This is a genomic window from Streptomyces antioxidans (genome assembly GCF_000968685.2).
In the GTDB taxonomy this organism is placed as follows: Bacteria; Actinomycetota; Actinomycetes; order Streptomycetales; family Streptomycetaceae; genus Streptomyces; species Streptomyces antioxidans.
Genome location: NZ_LAKD02000064.1, coordinates 38,624 through 55,870, shown reverse-complemented (window position 1 = coordinate 55,870; position 17,247 = coordinate 38,624). Strand labels below are relative to the sequence as shown.

Annotated in this window: 14 protein-coding genes; 4 read left to right on the top strand and 10 right to left on the bottom strand. The window is 71.0% G+C overall.

The annotated features are described in order from the left end of the window. Positions 1 to 104: 104 nt before the first annotated feature. Together VT50_RS24380 and VT50_RS24375 are read right to left on the bottom strand one after the other, a co-directional pair. Positions 105 to 1,175 (bottom strand): FecCD family ABC transporter permease, encoded by a 1,071-nt coding sequence (locus tag VT50_RS24380; protein WP_079343881.1) that lies wholly within the window; start codon positions 1,173 to 1,175, stop codon positions 105 to 107. After that, positions 1,172 to 2,233 carry a FecCD family ABC transporter permease gene (locus VT50_RS24375; RefSeq protein WP_046087092.1) on the bottom strand — a complete coding sequence of 354 codons (1,062 nt, stop codon included), beginning with the start codon at positions 2,231 to 2,233 and terminating at the stop codon, positions 1,172 to 1,174. Before VT50_RS24375 ends, VT50_RS24380 begins: the two co-directional genes overlap by 4 nt. A 169-nt stretch (positions 2,234 to 2,402) precedes the next feature. On the opposite strand from VT50_RS24375, the gene VT50_RS24370 reads away from it, so the two are divergent. Next, a complete protein-coding gene (locus VT50_RS24370; RefSeq protein ID WP_046087091.1) occupies positions 2,403 to 2,990 on the top strand; it encodes an MSMEG_1061 family FMN-dependent PPOX-type flavoprotein in 588 nt (195 codons plus the stop codon). Positions 2,991 to 3,021: 31 nt separating this feature from the next. Here VT50_RS24370 and VT50_RS24365 read toward each other — a convergent pair whose 3' ends face one another. From VT50_RS24365 to VT50_RS24350, 4 genes are all read right to left on the bottom strand, one after another. After that, complete coding sequence (locus tag VT50_RS24365; protein ID WP_053048619.1) at positions 3,022 to 5,739, bottom strand: family 78 glycoside hydrolase catalytic domain; 2,718 nt, start codon at positions 5,737 to 5,739, stop codon at positions 3,022 to 3,024. A gap of 138 nt (positions 5,740 to 5,877) precedes the next feature. Next, positions 5,878 to 7,584: an ABC transporter ATP-binding protein gene (locus VT50_RS24360; protein WP_046087090.1), complete on the bottom strand. Its 1,707-nt coding sequence runs from the start codon at positions 7,582 to 7,584 to the stop codon at positions 5,878 to 5,880. Further along, positions 7,577 to 9,322, bottom strand: coding sequence for an ABC transporter ATP-binding protein (locus VT50_RS24355; protein WP_078840768.1), 1,746 nt, complete (start codon positions 9,320 to 9,322; stop codon positions 7,577 to 7,579). The genes VT50_RS24360 and VT50_RS24355 overlap by 8 nt, the downstream gene beginning before the upstream one ends. A gap of 45 nt (positions 9,323 to 9,367) precedes the next feature. Further along, positions 9,368 to 10,171 (bottom strand): siderophore-interacting protein, encoded by an 804-nt coding sequence (locus VT50_RS24350; protein ID WP_053048618.1) that lies wholly within the window; start codon positions 10,169 to 10,171, stop codon positions 9,368 to 9,370. A gap of 142 nt (positions 10,172 to 10,313) precedes the next feature. On the opposite strand from VT50_RS24350, the gene VT50_RS24345 reads away from it, so the two are divergent. Next, positions 10,314 to 11,288, top strand: a complete 975-nt coding sequence (locus tag VT50_RS24345; RefSeq protein ID WP_053048617.1) for an ABC transporter substrate-binding protein — start codon at positions 10,314 to 10,316, stop codon at positions 11,286 to 11,288. 89 nt (positions 11,289 to 11,377) lie between these two features. Here the strand turns inward: VT50_RS24345 and VT50_RS24340 are convergent, their stop codons facing one another. From VT50_RS24340 to VT50_RS38605, 4 genes are all read right to left on the bottom strand, one after another. Next, the gene (locus VT50_RS24340; protein WP_046087088.1) at positions 11,378 to 12,538 is read right to left on the bottom strand and encodes a FecCD family ABC transporter permease; all 1,161 of its coding nucleotides are present in this window, start codon (positions 12,536 to 12,538) and stop codon (positions 11,378 to 11,380) included. After that, positions 12,535 to 13,593, bottom strand: coding sequence for a FecCD family ABC transporter permease (locus VT50_RS24335; RefSeq protein WP_046087087.1), 1,059 nt, complete (start codon positions 13,591 to 13,593; stop codon positions 12,535 to 12,537). Before VT50_RS24335 ends, VT50_RS24340 begins: the two co-directional genes overlap by 4 nt. Positions 13,594 to 13,622: 29 nt before the next feature. Further along, entirely contained in the window at positions 13,623 to 14,327 is a 705-nt protein-coding gene (locus tag VT50_RS24330) for a DUF2470 domain-containing protein (RefSeq protein WP_046087086.1), read from the bottom strand. A 117-nt stretch (positions 14,328 to 14,444) separates the two neighbouring features. After that, entirely contained in the window at positions 14,445 to 14,627 is a 183-nt protein-coding gene (locus VT50_RS38605; protein WP_206269475.1) for a hypothetical protein, read from the bottom strand. Between VT50_RS38605 and dmpG the strand changes: the two genes are divergently transcribed. Further along, positions 14,551 to 15,315, top strand: coding sequence for a 4-hydroxy-2-oxovalerate aldolase (gene dmpG / locus VT50_RS24325; protein ID WP_420822221.1), 765 nt, complete (start codon positions 14,551 to 14,553; stop codon positions 15,313 to 15,315). The two genes, VT50_RS38605 and dmpG, sit on opposite strands and share 77 nt — an antisense overlap. Positions 15,316 to 15,572: 257 nt before the next feature. Then, on the top strand, positions 15,573 to 16,868 hold the full coding sequence (locus VT50_RS24320) for an HAD family hydrolase (protein ID WP_046087106.1): 1,296 nt from the start codon (positions 15,573 to 15,575) through the stop codon (positions 16,866 to 16,868). Positions 16,869 to 17,247 lie beyond the last annotated feature (379 nt).

The following is a 17,247-nucleotide window of genomic DNA, read 5'->3' as shown; positions in this document are numbered from 1 at the left end:
GTCGGGGGCGTCGGGGGCGTCGGGGGCGTCGGGTCGGTGCGGGTGCGGGTGCGGGTGCGGGTGCGGCTTCGGGTACGGGCGCGGGTGTCCTGGTCGGGGCATGGTCAGCCGCCCTTCCCGACCCGGTTGGCGCGCGCCAGCAGCCACAGCAAGTACGGTGCGCCGACCACGCTGGTGACGATCCCGACGGGCAGCTGTGTGCCGGGCAGGACGTGCTGGCCCGCGAAGTCGGCGACGCTCACGAGTACCGCCCCGGTCAGCGCGGAGGGCATCAGCGCGGCGCCCTGCCCCGGCACCAGGCGCCGGGCGATCGGCGGGGACACGAAGGCGACGAAGCCGATCGGGCCCGCCGCCGCGGTGGCCACACCGGCCAGCCCGGTGGCGCAGCCCAGCAGGGCGAGCCGGTCTCGTTCCACCCGGGAGCCGAGGCCGCCCGCGGTGTCGTCGCCCAGCTGGAGCGCGGGCAGCGCGCGGGCGGCGGCCGCGGTCAGGGGCACGAGCAGCGCGGCGGCCACGAGCAGCGGCCAGAAGTGGGGCCAGGAGCGGCCGTTGATGCTCCCGGTCAGCCACAGGAACGCGGTCTGCGCCTCGGTCACGTCCGAGCGCGTCATCTGGTACGAGATGACGCTGGACAGACCGGTGCCGACCCCCAGGCCGATGAGGACGAGCCGGTACCCGGTGACGCCCTTGCGCCAGGCGAGCAGATAGACGGCGGCCCCGGTCGCCAGGGCGCCCGCCAGCGCCACGAACGACAGCGGTGTGCCGCTGAGCCCGGCCAGCCCGCCTGCCAGCACGACCGCGGCGCCCGCGCCCGAGCCGACGCCGATGATGTCGGGGCTCGCCAGCGGATTGCGCAGCAGCGTCTGGAAGACGGCGCCGGACAGCCCGAAGCAGCAGCCGATCAGCAGGGCCAACAGGGCGCGTGGCAGCCGCAGTTCGAGGATGATGAACCGGGATCCGGCGTCACCCCCGCCCAGCAGCGTGGTGACCACGTCGGGTAGTGGCACGGTGTAGTCGCCGTAGCTGAGCGAGACGCACAGCGCAATCAGGGCGGCCGCGCACAGGCCGGTGCCGACGCCGACGTACCGGACGCGACCGCGACGGCGGACGGCACGGACCCGCGCGGTGGCGGCGGACGGGAGCGGCGTGGGGGCGGGGCGCAGGGTGCCGCTCACAGGTCCACCACGTTCCTGCGCCGCACGAGGAGGATGAAGGGGGTCGCGCCGAGCGCCGCGGTCATCACCCCGACCTGGACCTCGCCGGGCCGGGCGATCAACCGGCCGATGACATCGGCGAGAAGCAGCGCCGCCGGGGCGAGCAGGGCGCTGTAGGGCAGGATCCAGCGGTAGTCGGGGCCGGTGATGAGCCGGGCCGCGTGCGGAACGGCCAGGCCCACGAAGGCGATCGGCCCGGCGACCACGGTCGCCGCGCCGCACAGCAGCACCACACATGCGGCGGCGCCGAGCCGCGCCAGGGCGATGCGTTGGCCGAGGCCGCGGGCGGTGTCGTCGCCCAGGGCCAGGGTGTTGAGCTGGGGGCCGAGGGCGAGTGCCAGGACACAGCCGACGGCGATGAACGGCAGGGCCTGCCACAGAACGCCGGACTCACGGCCGCTCAGGGAGCCGACCTGCCAGAACCGGAACTGGTCGAAGGTGCGGCTGTCGGTGAGCAGCATGGCGCTGGTCAGGGCACCGAGGGCGGCCGCCACCGCGGCCCCGGACAGGGCCAGTTTCACGGGGGTGGCACCCTCCCGGCCGAGGCTGCCGATCCCGTACACCAGCACGGCGGCGAGGCAGGCGCCGAGGAAGCCGAACCAGATGTACTGCCGCGGCTCGGTCAGGGTGAGCACGCTGATGGCGAAGACGACGAAGACCGACGCCCCGGCGTTGACGCCCAGCAGGCCAGGATCGGCGAGGGGATTGCGGGCCACGCCCTGCATCACGGTGCCGGCGAGGCCGAGTGCCACGCCGGCCAGGACTCCGGCGGCGGTGCGCGGGATGCGCACCTCCCGCACGATGAGCTGCGCCCGCTGGGTCCTGTCGGGGTGGAAGAGGCCGGACAGCACGTCGCCGAGCGGCACCTGGCCCGAACCGACCGCGAGGCTCAGCCCGATGGCGGCCACGAGGAGGACGGCGAGCCCGAACAGGCCGAGCAGCAGCGGTCCGCCGCGGCGCCGGGCCACGGGGCCGGCGCCGTGCGGCAGCGTCTTGGATCTTGTCTCGGTGAGATGCACTGAACACGTTTCTGGTTCGCCGTCACGGCCGCGGAGCGGCAAACGCCCGGACGGACGCTTCCGAACATAGGTGAGCCTAACCTAACATCGGATAACGTTCGTGATGCAACCACCTCCGCGGACTTCCGGCTGTCGACCGCGGAGGTCAGTTACGGATTCAGGAGTCGGCTTGCTGCACACGACGGACCCCCTCGCGCCCCCGACCGGCGACGGCTTCGTGGAGCTGAGCTCCGCGGCGGAGCTGCGCGAGATCCTCGGCGAACCGCACCCCATCGTGATCGACAAGGTGCACGACCGCCTCGACGACCGGGACCGGGAACTGCTCGGCCGCTCGCCGTTCTGCCTGCTCGCCACGGCCGACGAGCACGGCGACTGCGACGTGTCGCCGCGCGGCGACGGACCCGGCTTCGCCCACGTCCTCGATCCCGGCCGACTGGCGCTGCCGGACCGGCCGGGCAACCGCCGCGCCGACAGCTTCCACAACATCCTGCGCAACCCCCGCGCGGGCCTGCTGTTCCTGATACCCGGAGCCAAGGACGTGCTGCGGATCAACGGCCGCGCCCGCATCCTCACCGACGCCCCGTTCTTCGACGCCATGACGGTCAGGAACCAGCGCCCGGCACTTGCCCTCCTGCTGGAGATCGACGAGATCTATCTGCACTGCCCGCAGTCGCTGCGCAGATCGGGGCTGTGGGACCCGCAGACCTGGGAGGGCGCCGAGTCCCCGGAGCTGCCGCTCGGGGCGGCCCGGGGGTAACGGGGGCGCCTTCCGCAGATGCCCGCGGGCGTCAACGGGCTCGTACGGTGAACGTCCACGTGCCCGAGCCGACGCGGTACGAGACCGCCTGGGCGGTGGCCCGCGTCTGCCGCGCTTCGGCGGGGGCCTGGACCCGGTCGCCCCGGTGGGTCAGGGGCACGCGCACCACCGCGCGGCTGTTGGCCGGGATGGTGACGGACAGTCGCAGGGCGCTCCCCGTCTTCCGCCAGCTGCTGGCGACGCGGCCGCGCACCGTCTCCTGCGAGGCGGACACCCGGTCGAGGGAGTCGGGGACCCGTGGCTCGACCGCGATCGCGCGGTACCCGGGCTCGGTGGGCCGGATGCCCGCCAGGACGGTGTACAGCGAGCTGTTGATCCCGGCGAACATCGCGTGGTCATGGGTTTCCATCGAGGAGCGGTAGAGCCACTGTTCCCAGGTGGTGGTGGCACCCTTGGCGAGCTGGAAGCCGAAGCCGGGATAGGTGCGCTGGTGGAGCACGGCCATCGCCAGGTCGATCCGCCCGGTGCGGGCCAGCGCGTCGACCAGGTAGCGGGTGCCGAAGATGCCGGTGTCCAGATGGCCGGCGTCGTGTTCGAGGATGGTCCGGGCGAGCTGGTCGCCGACAGCGTTGACCTTGTCGGCGGGCACGAGACCGAACGCCAGCGGGAGGACGCTGGTCACCTGGCGTCCGCTGCCGTACGTATCACCGGCCGCGTTGAGGAAGTGCGCGTTGAACGCGCTCTTGATGCGGCCCGCCAGGGACGCGAAGTGGTGCGCGTCCCGCCGGAGCCCGAGCGCGCCCGCTGCCTTCGCCACGGCCCGGGCCTGCTCGTAGGAGAGGGCGGTGTTGACCAGCGAGACCTCGCTGGTGCAGTCCCCGGCGGTGGGGCTGCCCATGCCGTCGTTGGCCTGCGGCCCGTGGTCCGGCGGGCACCAGTCGCCGAAGCCCTTGTCCGCGGGCCAGATGAGGCCGGGGACCTCGGTGGCGTTGCGGTCCACGAACCGCTTCATGTCCGGATAGGCCGTCTCCAGCGCATCACGATCGCGGTACTGCTCGTACAGGGTCCAGGCCAGGGAGACCTGACCGCCGGCCATGTCGGGGTACTGCGCCTTGACGTCGTCGGAGGGCAGCGCGGTGCCCGGCGGCAGGTCCCCCAGGTACTTCGCGTAGAAGCCCTCCATGCCGAATTCGCGGGTCGCCGCGTCCCGGTAGGCCTGGACGTCCATGGCCGGCGGGGTGCGCTCATCGCGGACCGGGGTATCGGTGGGCGTGCTCATGGAATTGTTGAGGATGCTCCAGCGGTTGTTCTTCCAGATGCGGTTGAGGTCCTTGCTGGAGGAGTCGAAGGCGCCGGTGGACGCCACGTCCGCGTGGACGACCCGTGCCCGCACCTCCCCGATGTCCGCCGCCCCTGGAGGTCCGGCGACCTCCAGGTAGCGGAAGCCGTGATAGGTGAAGCGCGGTTCATAGCTCTCGCGACGACCCGTTCCCGCGAGGGTGAACGTGTCGGTCGCCGCGGCGTCCCGGTTGGTGGCGGTGTCCAGCGTGCCATCGGCGCCGAGCTCCTCGGCCGTACGCATCGTGATGCGGGTACCGGCCTCGCCCCTGGCGCTCAGGCGCGCCCAGCCGGCGATGTTCTGGCCGAAGTCGTAGACGTACGCGCCCGGCCGGATCTCGGTCACCTTCCTCGGCTCCAGGGTGTCCGTCACCCGGAGCGGCGGCATGGTGGTGGACCGCAGCGGGCCCCGCGGCGCGTCGACCACGGACACGCTCTCCCAGGAACGGTCGTCGAAGCCCGGCTCGTCCCAGCCGTCCTGTTCCTTGCGGGCGTCGTAGGACTCACCGTCGTACAGGTCATCCGCGGTGACCGGCCCGATGGACCACTTCCAGGACGGGTCGGTGGTGAGGCGGCGCCGGGTGCCGTCGGTGAAGGTGACGTCGAGCAGCATGACCGCCTGCCGCTGACCGTTCCAGCGGAAGCCGTACCGGCTGAAGTTCTCCCCGTAGCCGTGGCCCAGCCACAGCCCCACCGCGTTGCCGCCCTTGCGCAGCGCCCCGGTCACGTCGTACGTGTCGTACAGCACCCGCCGGTCGTAGGGCGTGTTCGCCGGTGCGAGGACGCGGTCGCCGGCCTTCGCGCCATTGAGGCGCAGCTCGTGGAGGCCGAGACCGGCCACATAGGCACGCGCGCCGGCCACCTCCTTGTCCAGGGAGAACTCCGTGCGCAGCAGGGGAGCCCCGGCCTCGGGATCGGACGGGCCGATCCACCGCGCACCCTCCCAGTCCTCCGGTGCGTTCAGCGCCGTCTCCCATGAGGAGGGGGCGCTCCACGCCGATGCCCTGCCCTGCCCGTCCCAGACGCGGACCTTCCAGTAGTAGCGGGTGCGGGGCGCGAGCCGCCGACCGCCGTAGGGCACCCCCACGGACTCGTCGGAGTGCCGTTTGCCGCTGTCCCATACGTCGCCGTGGTCGTGCGCCAACTGCCCGGCGGACGTGGAGACCAGGATCTGGTAAGCCGACTGCACGACATCGCGCGAGGCGGTGCTCAGCTTCCATCCCAGCAGAGGGCGGGCGGCGTCAACGCCGAGCGGATCGGCCCGGCCGTCGACGGTGGCGCCACGGACCCGCAGGCCGCTGTCCACGGCGGCCGCCGGGTCGCCGGTGACCAGCGCCGTGGCCAGGAGCACGGCGGCACCGAGGAGCGCGAGAGCGCCTTGGACCGGTGTGGAACGGCTGTGTCGGAACACGTGGAGCACCTCTCGCCATGGGCGTCGCCCGCTTGCCACCACCGGGAACTAAAACGATTCAATGCGCTGTTCGTTTATAGCAGCGCCGGTACGGCGGGGCCAGGGTCCGGCACGTCCTGGGGGGCGACCAGCGGGCGTTCAGCTGTCCGTCAGGGCTGAGCCGTGGTCCAGCCGGATCGTTCGTGGCAATCGCTCGATGGTGGCCTCCCGGTGAGCGATCACGATCAGTGTGCGGTCGGCGCGGAGGGTGTCGATGGCCGTCTCCAGGTGCCAGGCGGTGTCCGGGTCGATGTCGGCGGTCGCCTCGTCCAGGACCAGTACGGCAGGATCCACTAGGGCGGCACGCACCAGTCCGATCAACTGGAGCTCGCCCGCGGAGAGTTGCCCCTCCCCCCTGCCCAGTCGGCTGGACAGCCCCGAGGACAGGCCCGCCACCCACTCGGTCAGGCCGAGTCGGTTCACGGCCTCACGTACCCGCTCCTCGCCGGGCGCGTCGGGCACCAGGGCGAGGTTGTCCAGCAGGGTGCCCTGGATCATGTGGACCCGCTGCGGCACCAGGACGATCCGTTTGCGCAACTCGGCGGCGGGCAGCGCGCGCAGGTCGACCCCGTCGAGGAGGACACGGCCCGCATCCGGTTCGTAGAGCCCCGTGATCAGCTTGGCCAGGGTGGTCTTGCCGACGCCCGTGGGGCCGACCAGCCCCACCCGTTCACCGGAGCCGATCGTGACCGACAGCCGGCGCAGCACCTCGGTACCGGCCACGTAGGAGTAGCTGACCCGCCGTACCTCCAGGACGCCGGGTGCCGCGGTGCGGGGACCGCCACCGCACGTGGGACGCGGGAGTGCGGAGGGCTCAGGTGCGGTGACCTCCAGCAGGTCCAGCAGCCGCGCCATTCCGACCAGGGTGATCTGGGCCTGGCCGATCAGGTTGGAGGTCTGGGCGGCGGACTCGAACAGCTGGCGGGTGGCCAGCACGAACACCACGACGGTGCCCACGCTGATGTGCCCCCTGGCGGCCAGCTCGGCGCCGACCAGCAGCAGCGTGCCGGTGGTGATCCCCTGGACCACCCGGGAGAGGCTGATGAGGAACAACGCCCGCTGGGTGCGCCGGGCCGCCCGGTACCGCTGTCGGGTGTCGTCCAGGAATCGCGTCCGCCAGAAGCCGACACCCCCGGAGGTCCGCAGCATTTCGCGGGAGGTCACGAGTTCCCGATAGGTGGAGGCGACGGTTCCGGCCGCGGCGGCCTCAGCGGCGAAGGCGGGGTCGGCGGCCTTCTTGAACGTACGCAGCACCCACACCACGGAGGGCACGAACACCGCGAACAGGGCCAGTGTCAGCAGCGGGGAGTACCCCAGCAACAGCACGGTGGTGAACACCAGATAGCCACCGACGGTGAGGGCTTCGGGCAGCTGACCGCGGACGAAATTGGCCAGGTCGGCGATCTCGGTGGTGGTGCGCCGCAACAGGTCGCCGGAGGGGTGGGCCTCCAGGAAGCGCAGTGGGGCGCGGGACAGGCGGGTCACCGCCAGGTCCCGCAGCTGGCGCACCACGCGTTCGCCCACGGTGGCCAGTTGGATCTCGGACTGCCGGAAGGCCACGAGCCGCAGCACGGCCAGTACGCACACGGCCGCCACGGCCACCGCCAGCCCGCCGCGGTCGCCCGCCAGCAGCTGGTCGACCGCCGCCCCGATGACGGCCGGTACGGCCACGGAGATGGCGGTCGCCAGGGCGCTGAGGGCCAACGCGCCCACGATGCCCCTCCGATGGGGACGCATATGGGGCCAGGCACGGCGGAGTACGGCCTTCTGGTCGGGGGAGGCGCTGAGCCCCCGCTGGTCAGCCATCGGTGCTCACCCGCTCGTCCGCCCGCGCCGTCGCCGCCGCGGCCTCCAGGGCCAGCACCTGATCCGCCGCGTCCAAGACGGCCCGGCGGTGGGTGGCCCAGACGACCGCGGTCTCGGTGCGCCATCCCCTCAGGTGTTCCACGATGGCCCGCTCGGTGTCGCTGTCCACCGCGGAGGTGATGTCGTCGAGGAGCAGCACGGCCGGGCGGCGGAGTATCGCGCGGGCGAGGGCCAGCCGCTGTAGCTGGCCACCTGAGAGGGTGTTGCCCCTTTCGCCGACCCGCGTGTGAAGCCCCTCGGGAGTTGAGTCGAGGTAGCCGTCCAGCGCGGCGAGCCGGCAGGCGTCGCGCAGCTGGTCATCGGTGAAGTCGCCGCCGAGGCGGAGGTTGTCCGCGAGGGTTCCGCTCAGTGTGACGGGACGCTGGGGAACCAGGGCGACCCGCCGGTGCAGCTGCTCGGGCACGGCCTCCTCCAGGGGAACCCCCGCGAAGCGCACGGTGCCCGCGTCGGGGGTGACGAGCCCGGCCAGTACCCGGAGAAGGGTGGTCTTGCCACTTCCCATGGGCCCGGTGACGGCCACCATCTGGCCGGGCCGGACTGCCAGGCACCCGAGGACCAGGACATCACGCCCGTCGGATCGCACCACCACGGCGTCGGCGGCCAACTCGCCACTCCTGGGCAGCGGTTGGGTTCCGGCAGCTGGCTCGCCGGGGGAGGGCAGTAGTACCTCCTGGAGCCTGCGGGCGGCGGTGAGGGCCTGGCTGAGCTGACTCAGCCGCATGGTGAGCACGCCGACCCACACCACCAGCATCATCATCCAACTGGTGAACGCGACAATGCCGCCGACCTGCATGGTTCCCCGCAGTACCGCGAGACCGCCGCACGCGAGTCCGGCTCCGACGGCAAGGGCGGGCACGAAGGGGGACAGGGCGGTCCAGTCGGCGGAGACCCGTGCGGTGGCCAGGGTGCGCTCGGTGACCTCCGCGCTGCGCCGGTGGTGCCGGTTCACCAGGGCGGGTTCGCCGCCCAGCCCCCGTACCGCGACACTGGCGGACAGCAGTTCCTCCACCGCGTCGGCGCGCCTGCCGTGGGCGGCGGACAAGGCGGTGGTGACCCTTCCGAACCGCTTCGGGAACACATGGCTGTTGATCCAGACCAGGGGCGGGACGCACACCATGCCGACCACGGCCAGCAGCGGGTCGAGCAGCGTGATGGCGACGATCATCACGATGAAGCCGAAGAGCCCGGTGACGAAGGAGGCGAAGCCCATCAGCCAGGTGCGGATCAGATCCACGTCACGGGTGCCGCGCAGGCTGAGGTCCCCCTCACCGAAGCGGTTCAGCGCGCGGGTGCCCGCCAGGGACACCCGGTCCGCCAGCGCGATGTAGAGGCGGTTGCCCTGAAGGGTGGCGGACGTGGTGGAGAACCAGCCCAGCACGATCTCTCCGATGAGGGCGGCCATGCTGATCAGCACGATCACCAGGGACCATATGCGTAACGACGCGTGGTCGCCGCCGGCGATACCTTGGTCCACGGCCCTCTCGACGCACTTCGGCAGGGATATCAGAGCGAGCTGGTAGCACAGTCCGCCCAGCACCGCGAGGCTCACGCGTCCGGCGTTGCCGCGCAGGCAGGAGCGCAGCAGTCGCAGTGCGTCCCGGGTGCCGGGTTCGGTCGCCGCGCGGCGGTACGGATCGGTTGGGGCGGTGGAACGGCCGGGGACGCGCTGGCGGGTCATGCCGCACATCCGGCGAGCTGGCCGGGCAGGGAACGGGGCATCGGCTCAGACATCGCTGTCCTGGGTTTTGCCCTTGGTCCAGTAGGCGGTCAGATGGGTGTCCGCGCGGTCGAGTCCCCGGTCACGCACGAAGTGACGCCGCAGTTCGCGCACCACGGAGCGCTCGGCGGCCCCCCACACCCGGCCTGGTCCGCGGGGTGTTCCCAGCCGCGCAGCGTGCTCCAACAGCAGCTGCCCGTGGGGGAGTTGGCCGCGGTGGAGCCAGCTGATCCGGGCATCGGCCCCGGTGCACAGGGGCAGATCCTCCCCGGCGTCGGCAACCTCGATCAGGGCCCGTACCGGGTGGCCGGCGGGAAGCTGCTCCAGTATGACGGCGATGGCGGGCAACGCGGTCTCATCACCGATCAGTACGGTCCAGCGGCTGCCCTCGGCCAGGGGGTAGGCGGGTGACGGGCCGAACCAGATGGCCTCGTCGCCGGGCGCGGCCTTCTCGGCCCAGCCGGAGGCGAGTTGGTCGCCGCCGTGCAGGACGAAGTCCATGTCCACCTGGCCCATTTCGGGGCGGTGGGCACGGATGGTGTAGCGGCGCAGCCGGGGCCGCGCGCGTGGCAGTAGCTCCTTGGCCGCCTCGGTGGTGAAGGGCCTCGGGAGCGTTACACCGGGCTCGTAGAAGTACATCGCCACGTGCTGGTCGGTGCCGTTGCTGAGGAAGCCGGTCAAGTCCTCGCTGCCGAAGGTGATGCGGGCCATGCGTGGGGTGAGGCGCTGGACGCCTCGCACCCGCGTTACATGGAGCCGTCCTGGCCGGTGGGCTTGGAAACGGTGCTCATGGGTTGACGCCCCGCTCATGGTGGTCGACTCCTCGCCGCTGTTCTGTCGGTGATTCCCCAGATCTTGCTCGCAGGCTATAGCTTAGGCAAGCCTTGCCTAATGGCGCCCGTGGGTGTGATGTGCGGGCTCCGAGCTGGCATCACGATGAAGGAGAGTGAAGATGACCCGTTCGCGTGGCTTCTCCGATCCCTGGGGACGGAGACGGTTCCTGGGAGGACTCACCGGTACGGCTGCCCTGTTGGCGCTGTCCGCCTGTGGCGTGAGTGAGTCGGGGGACGAGGACGAGAAGGAGGGGGACGCCGCGGAGGAACGCTCTCTCAGGACGGACAAGGGCGTCATAAAGGTGCCGCTGCACCCGAAGAGGGTGGCCGCCAGCTGGAACTATGACGCCTTCATGCTGCTGGAGCTGGATCTGCTCCCGATCGCCGTACCTGACGGCACCGCGAACAGGCTGCTGATGCCCGAGGACCTGTTCAAGGAGCTCGAAGGTGTCAGGACCACCGGTGCATCCGGCAGCCCCAACGCCCAGGCGGTGGCCGCGGCCAAGCCCGACCTGATCATCGATCAGTTCTCCTGGGACAAGACCAGGGGGCTGCGCGAGATCGCACCGGTCGCCTACTACGACTGGAGTCACAGCGGCGCCCTGTGGCACGAACAACTCGCCAAGATCGCCAAGGCGGTCAACCGCGAGGAGAGGCTGGACGTTCAGAAGAAGAAGTACCGGGCGCGGCTGAAGGAACTCCACGCCACCTACCGCAAGCAGATCTCCGGCACGAGATGGGCCATTCTCAGCGGTGGTCAGAACGGCACGTTCCAACTCGGCGGCCCCCTGCTGACAGTGATGCGAGATCTGGGTCTGCGGATAGGCGCCGGCATCAAACACGGTGCCGACTTCCAGCAGAAGAGCTACGAGCAGATGGAAGTCCTGGACGACTGCACCGCGCTGATCTACCCCACCCAGTTCGACGGGAAGCCCCCTCCGCCCACCCGGGACCTGCTGGACAGCAAGCTCTGGAAGGGCGTGCCCGCCGTCAAGGCGGGAGCGGCCTTCCCCATCAAGCACTACACGATGTGTACCTACCGCTTCGCCCTCGGCGCCTTGGACGAGATCGAGAACATGCTGAAGGAGGTGTGAGACGTGTGGTGTGTCCCGGGAGGAGCCGCGCTCCCGGCGGACACCACATCCTTGCCAGGGGACGGCGGTACGGGCAGTACGGTGCCGTCTCAGGCACGGCGGGTCTCCCGCCTGCGGAAGAGCACCCACGTCAGATAGACGCCGCCCAGGACGGCCGTGGTGACCCCTACCGGGAGCTGGCTGTTGCGCTGGCTCTCATCCACCACGGTGAGCCAGCTGACCCGTTCCCCCAACCAGGCACCCACCAGGAAGAACTGGCCGGACAACAGGTGGGCGGCCGACAGCAGGGCGGCCCCCACGGCCCCGGACGCCAGCAGGCTCACCCCTGGCGAGCGGGTGAGCCTGGCCGCGATCTGGGGCGCGGCCAGAGCGATGAACGGCACCGGACCCGCGCTGGCGACGGCTGTCCCGCACAGCCCTATGCCCAGCAGGGCGAGGGCGATCCGCGCCCGGTTGACCGGCACTCCCAGCCCTCCGGCGAGTTCATCGCCCATCTCCAGCATCCGGAGCTGACGGCCCAGCAGGGCCGCCGCGGGAAGCAGCACGAAGAGGCCGAGAGCCATCGCCCGGGCCGAACCCCAGGTACGGCCGTTGAGGGTGCCGATCATCCAGATATGAGCGCTCTGCGCGCTGTTGAGCGAGGCTCTGGTGAGGACGTACGAGTTGACCGAGCCCAGCATGGCGGTCACCCCCAGTCCGATCAGCACCAGACGCGCCCCCTGGAGACCTCCCTTGGAAGAGAGCAGAAACACCACGGCGGCGGTGGCGAGCCCTCCGGCGATCGCGCCCAGGGCCACCGATGTCGCCGCTTCGCTGCCCGCGGCGATCACCGCGATGGCCCCCGTGGCCGCACCGGAGTTGAAGCCGATCACATCGGGACTGGCCAGCGGATTGCGGGAGACGCTCTGGAAGATGGCTCCGCTGATCCCCAGGGCGCAGCCGACCAGGATCGCCAACAGGGCCTGGGGCAGCCGCTCCTGGTTGACGAAGTGGACCGCCAGCCGCTCCCCGGTGCCGAAGAACAGGGCCCGCACCACACTGCCCGGGGAGACCGGATAGGCCCCCGTGCAGAGACCCACTCCCAACAACAGCACCGAGAGCAGCAGGGCCAGCAGGCTGACCCTCAGGGTACGGAGGTGGAGCCGGAAGCTGACCCGGCGGGCGCCCAGCAACAGCCGGACCCGGCGGGTGCCCAGGAACACCCGGCGCGCTCCGGACGGCGCTCCGGCGCACGTCTCCTCGGCGCTCATAACGAAGCCTCCTTACGGCGCCGCACCATGGCGATGAACACCGGGGCGCCCACCAGCGCGGTCACCGCGCCCGCCTCCAGTTCCCCCTCGGGCGACACCACCCGGCCAAGGATGTCCGAGGTGAGCAGCAACACCGGTGCCAGCAGCATGGAATAGGGAATGACCCAGCGCAGATCGGGCCCCGTCAGCCAGCGCGCCACCAGCGGTACCACCAGCCCGACGAAGCCGATCGGCCCGGCGGCGGCCGTGGCCGAACCGCAGAGCAGGGTGACCACGATCAACCCCACGATCCGGGTACGAGCCGGCTTGGTGCCCAGGGCGCGGCCCAGTTCCTCCCCCAGGGCGAGCGAGTTGAGAGGTCTGGCCAGCAGCAGGGCCATCACCAGCCCGACCGCCGTGAACGGCAGCAGGTCCAGCACCAGTTCGGGTTTCCGGCCCGCCAACGAACCGACCATCCAGAACCGCAGGTAGTCGTAGGTGGCCGCGTCGAAGACGGTCAGCCCGGCGATCACCCCGGTGAGGCTGGCACTGACAGCGGCACCGGCGAGTGCCAGTCTCACCGGGGTGGGCCCTCCCCGGCCGGAGGCGCCCAGCAGATACACCAGCACGGTGACGCCGGCCGCCCCCAGAAAGGAGAACCACACCAGTGAGGTGAAGGTCGCGAGACCCACCACTCCGGTGCCGAACACCACCGCGGCCGAGGCGCCCGCGTTCACGCCCAGCAACCCCGGGTCCGCCAGCGGGTTACGGGTGAGCGCCTGCATCACCGCCCCGGCGGCACCCAGCCCGGCGCCCACCATCAGGCCCACGACGGTCCGCGGCAGCCTGAGTTCACGGATGATGTCAGTGCTGTAGGAGCCGTCGTCGGTCCATAGCGCGGACCACACCTGGGATGGCGGGGTGTCCTTGGCGCCGACCCAGGTGCTGACCACCACCAGCGATAGCAACACTCCGCCGATCACTAACAGGCCACCGCCGCGCAGGAGCGTGCGGGCACGTGGTGGCAGGCGTGCGGGTGCGCCAGGTGCGGGGGAGGTCTCGGGCGATCTGCTCATGTGCTCGTGGGGCTCAGTTGGTGTTGGCGTCAGGGCAGCAGGTGGCCCGCGCGGGAGAGGCGGCGCGCCGTGGACAGGAGGGCCTGGATCTGGGGCCCGGCCTGGTCGATGTCGGTCACGGCCGTCTTGAACGGCAGCCGGACGTCGCGGTGGGTGTGCCGGTATTCGAGCCGCAGGGTCACGCCATGGCGGTCCATCGCCACCGGAAGGGCACGCTGCAGGCCGCTGTCCGGCTGGGGGCGGACGAGGCGCAGCAGCAGGGGAATGAGCTCGCTGTGGTCGTCGACGAGGTGGGTCAGCATGCTCGCCTCGCTCGTCGCGATCGGATCGGGCTGGGCTGCCCCCAGGGCGTGCATGGTGACATAGGCACGACCCTGGGCATCTTCGAGGACCGCCTGGCCGAACGCCATGCAGACGCTCTCCGTGGCCTCCTCGTCGTAGGGCGCGGCCAGCAGCCCGGTCAATGTGACGCGGGCCCGCAACCGGTCGCGTACGGGGGTCGGGGCGATGTCGGTGAACTCCAGGCGGACCGGGACCCGCATCGCGTTCTGGGCGCCGGTGTCCTCGGACGGCGCGTGCAGGTGGAAGTGGCCCATCGTCCCCGTGCCGTCGAGACGACGCAGTTCGGTGTGCATCCCGTCGCACACCACTGTCATCGAATGGGCGGCGGCCAGGATCGACCGGACGCGCTCGGCGGCGGTCGGCGTGGTGGCACGGGCGGTGAAGAAACGCATTCGGGTGCTCCAGGCGCGATAGGGGAGACACGAGGAGGGCTACTTAGGCATGCCTAACCTAACTCAAGGGAGTGTTGTTCGGGTAGTCCGTCCGAGGTGCGGGCGCGCGGCCCGGGGTCACGGGTGGCGCAGGACCGGTCGCACGACCAGCCCGGCCTCGGCGAGATCGCGGTTGATGGCCAGTGCGGTGGTGCGCACGGCCGCGTCCAGCCGTGAGAGGTTGATGCGTCCGGCGAGCCCCGACACGGACAGCGCGCCAACGACCGTGCCGTCCGGGGTCAGCTCCGTTCGTATCGCCACCCACTGCACCGAAGCCGACATCTCCGCACAGCACATCGGCGCCGCGCGCGAGCTCGGCATGGACGTGGCGGGCTTCCTGATGATGTCCCATATGGCCGGGCCCGCCGAACTGGCCCGCCAGGCACGGCTGATGGAGTCGTACGGTGCCCACTGCGTATACGTCACCGACTCGGGCGGCCGGCTGACCATGGACGACGTCCGGGCCCGCTTCCGCGCGTACCGGGACGTGCTGGATCCCGCGACCGAGATGGGCATCCACGCCCACCACAACCTCGGCCTGGGCGTCTCCAACAGCGTGGTCGCGGTGGAGAGCGGCGCGCTCCGGGTGGACGCCTCGCTGGCGGGCCAGGGCGCCGGCGCGGGCAACTGCCCGCTGGAGGCGTTCATCGCCGTCGCCGACCTGGGCTGGCGGCACGGCTGTGAGCTGTTCCCGCTGATGGACGCCGCGGACGATGTCGTCCGCCCGCTCCAGGACCGGCCGGTGCGCGTGGACCGGGAAACCCTGACCCTCGGGTACACCGGGGTGTACTCCAGCTTCCTGCGGCACGCGGAGAGCGCGGCCAAGCGCTATGGGGTGCCCACCCGCGACATCCTGGTCGAGGTCGGCCGGCGCCGCCTGGTCGGCGGCCAGGCGGACATGATCACCGACATCGCCCTGGACCTGGCGGATTCGACCGCCGGAGGCTGAGCCAGCCGGTGTCACCTGGCAAAACCGGAGCGGCCGGCGGACAGTTCGCCCTCCGTCTCCCGCGCCGGGCTGGGCACCGGCCACGGTGCTGGTGGGCGGGGCCGGGGGATGCCGGTCGTCTGACGACCAGTGTCTCACTGCTCAGAGGTGTACCTGGGTGATCGTTGCGCGTACGGTACGAGACGTCCTGCCGTCGGCCGCACGAACGTGTCGCCCTCACCGTCCTCACCGTCCTCAACGCGAAGGAGAGCCACCGCATGCGCACTGCTTCCCTGGGTGCCGTCCTCGGGCTGGCATCGGCCGCCGTACTGACGTCCTTGGTTCCAGCGGGCACGACGTACGCGGCGGAGACCGCCGCCGCACGTGCGCACTGCCCCCGCCTCTCCTCCTCGCTCGCGTGGTACGGCGACAACAGGGAGCGGCTTCAGCGGGTGATCGACAAGTACGGAACCTGCGGCAATCCGCGGGTCGGTCACGACAAGCGGCCCGTCGCCGCCTTCGACTGGGACAACACCGTCAGCAAGAACGACATCACCGACCTCGCCATCGCCTGGGCCCTCAAGCACGACAAGATCCTGCGACCGGCACGCTGGTCCGACACCAGCCCCTGGCTGACCGAGGAAGCCGAGTGGACGCTGACCGAGGCATGCGGCACCGATGTGCCCGTCGGCGCGCCACTGCCGACGTCCGCCAACACCGCCTGTACGGACGAGATCTTCTCCGTCCGCAGTGAGGCCACCCTGATGAACGGGCACAAGGCGTTCGCGGGGAAGTGGAACAGCCGCCGCACCCTTCCCCAATACGCCTGGGTGCCCCAGCTGTTCGCGGGTCACACCGAGGCCGAGGTCACCTCCTACGCGCGGAAGTCCCGGGCCGAGGCGCTGGCCGCGCCCATCGGCGCCACGCAGCGGGTCGGCAGCCACACCCTGCACGCCTACGCCCGCTACAACCCGCAGATCAAGGATCTGATCCGGGTGCTGAAGAAGGCGGGCTTCGAGGTGTGGGTGGATTCCGCCGGAAGCACTCCGGTCACCAACGCCTGGGCGGGTGGTGTCGGCGTCGACCGCGAACACACCCTCGCCATCCGCAACCTGCTCGACCGCCGGGGGCGGATCACCTACACCCAGGAGGGGTGCGGTGGTGAACCCGACAGCAAGGGCACGGTCATGCCGTACATCGAGGGCAAGCGATGCTGGCTCAACGAGAAGGCGTTCGGCGTCAAGGGACCCGCTGCCTGGAAGCGGCAGCCTCCTGAGAAGCGCCTGGTGATCGGCGCGGGCGATGCCGACACCGATGTGACGATGGTCGGCGACGCCACCGGCGCGGGCCTGGTCCTCAACCGGAACAAGAACGAGATCATGTGCCGGGCCTACGACAACGCGGACGGCACCTGGCTGGTCAACCCCATGTTCATCGAGCCCCTGCCGCGCAAGGAAGCCCCCTACCCCTGCTCCACCACCGGCTACACCAACCCCGACGGCACACTGGGCCCGGTGCGGCGACAGGATGGCAGCGTCATCCCGGACCAGGAGGACGCGGCCCACGGAGGCTGACGCCACGGCGATCGCTGACGCCGCGCGGTTCGGTCAGAGCCTCGGAGGGATCGGCACGGTGGGGGCCGAAGCCGGACTTGGCATTGGCGTCGGTGCGCCAGCCTCTCGGGACGCCTCCGATGACAAAGTCCATCCGATTGACTTACATCAATGCGGTCGGCGGGCCGTATTCACCGGGCACACGGGGGAGTTGAGCCGACGGCCCGGCCCCTTACGTCCCGCCGAAGGCGGCAGGTTAGTACAGCGTATTGACAAAGAGCCGAGGTGGTTCATACGTTCGCAACCTCGCGACCGGCGCCGCCGATCGGCGGCGCGTCCCCTCTCCTGCCAGACCCGCCGGGCGCGGTCCAGACCATCCCGAAAGCCGCGTCCTGCCACG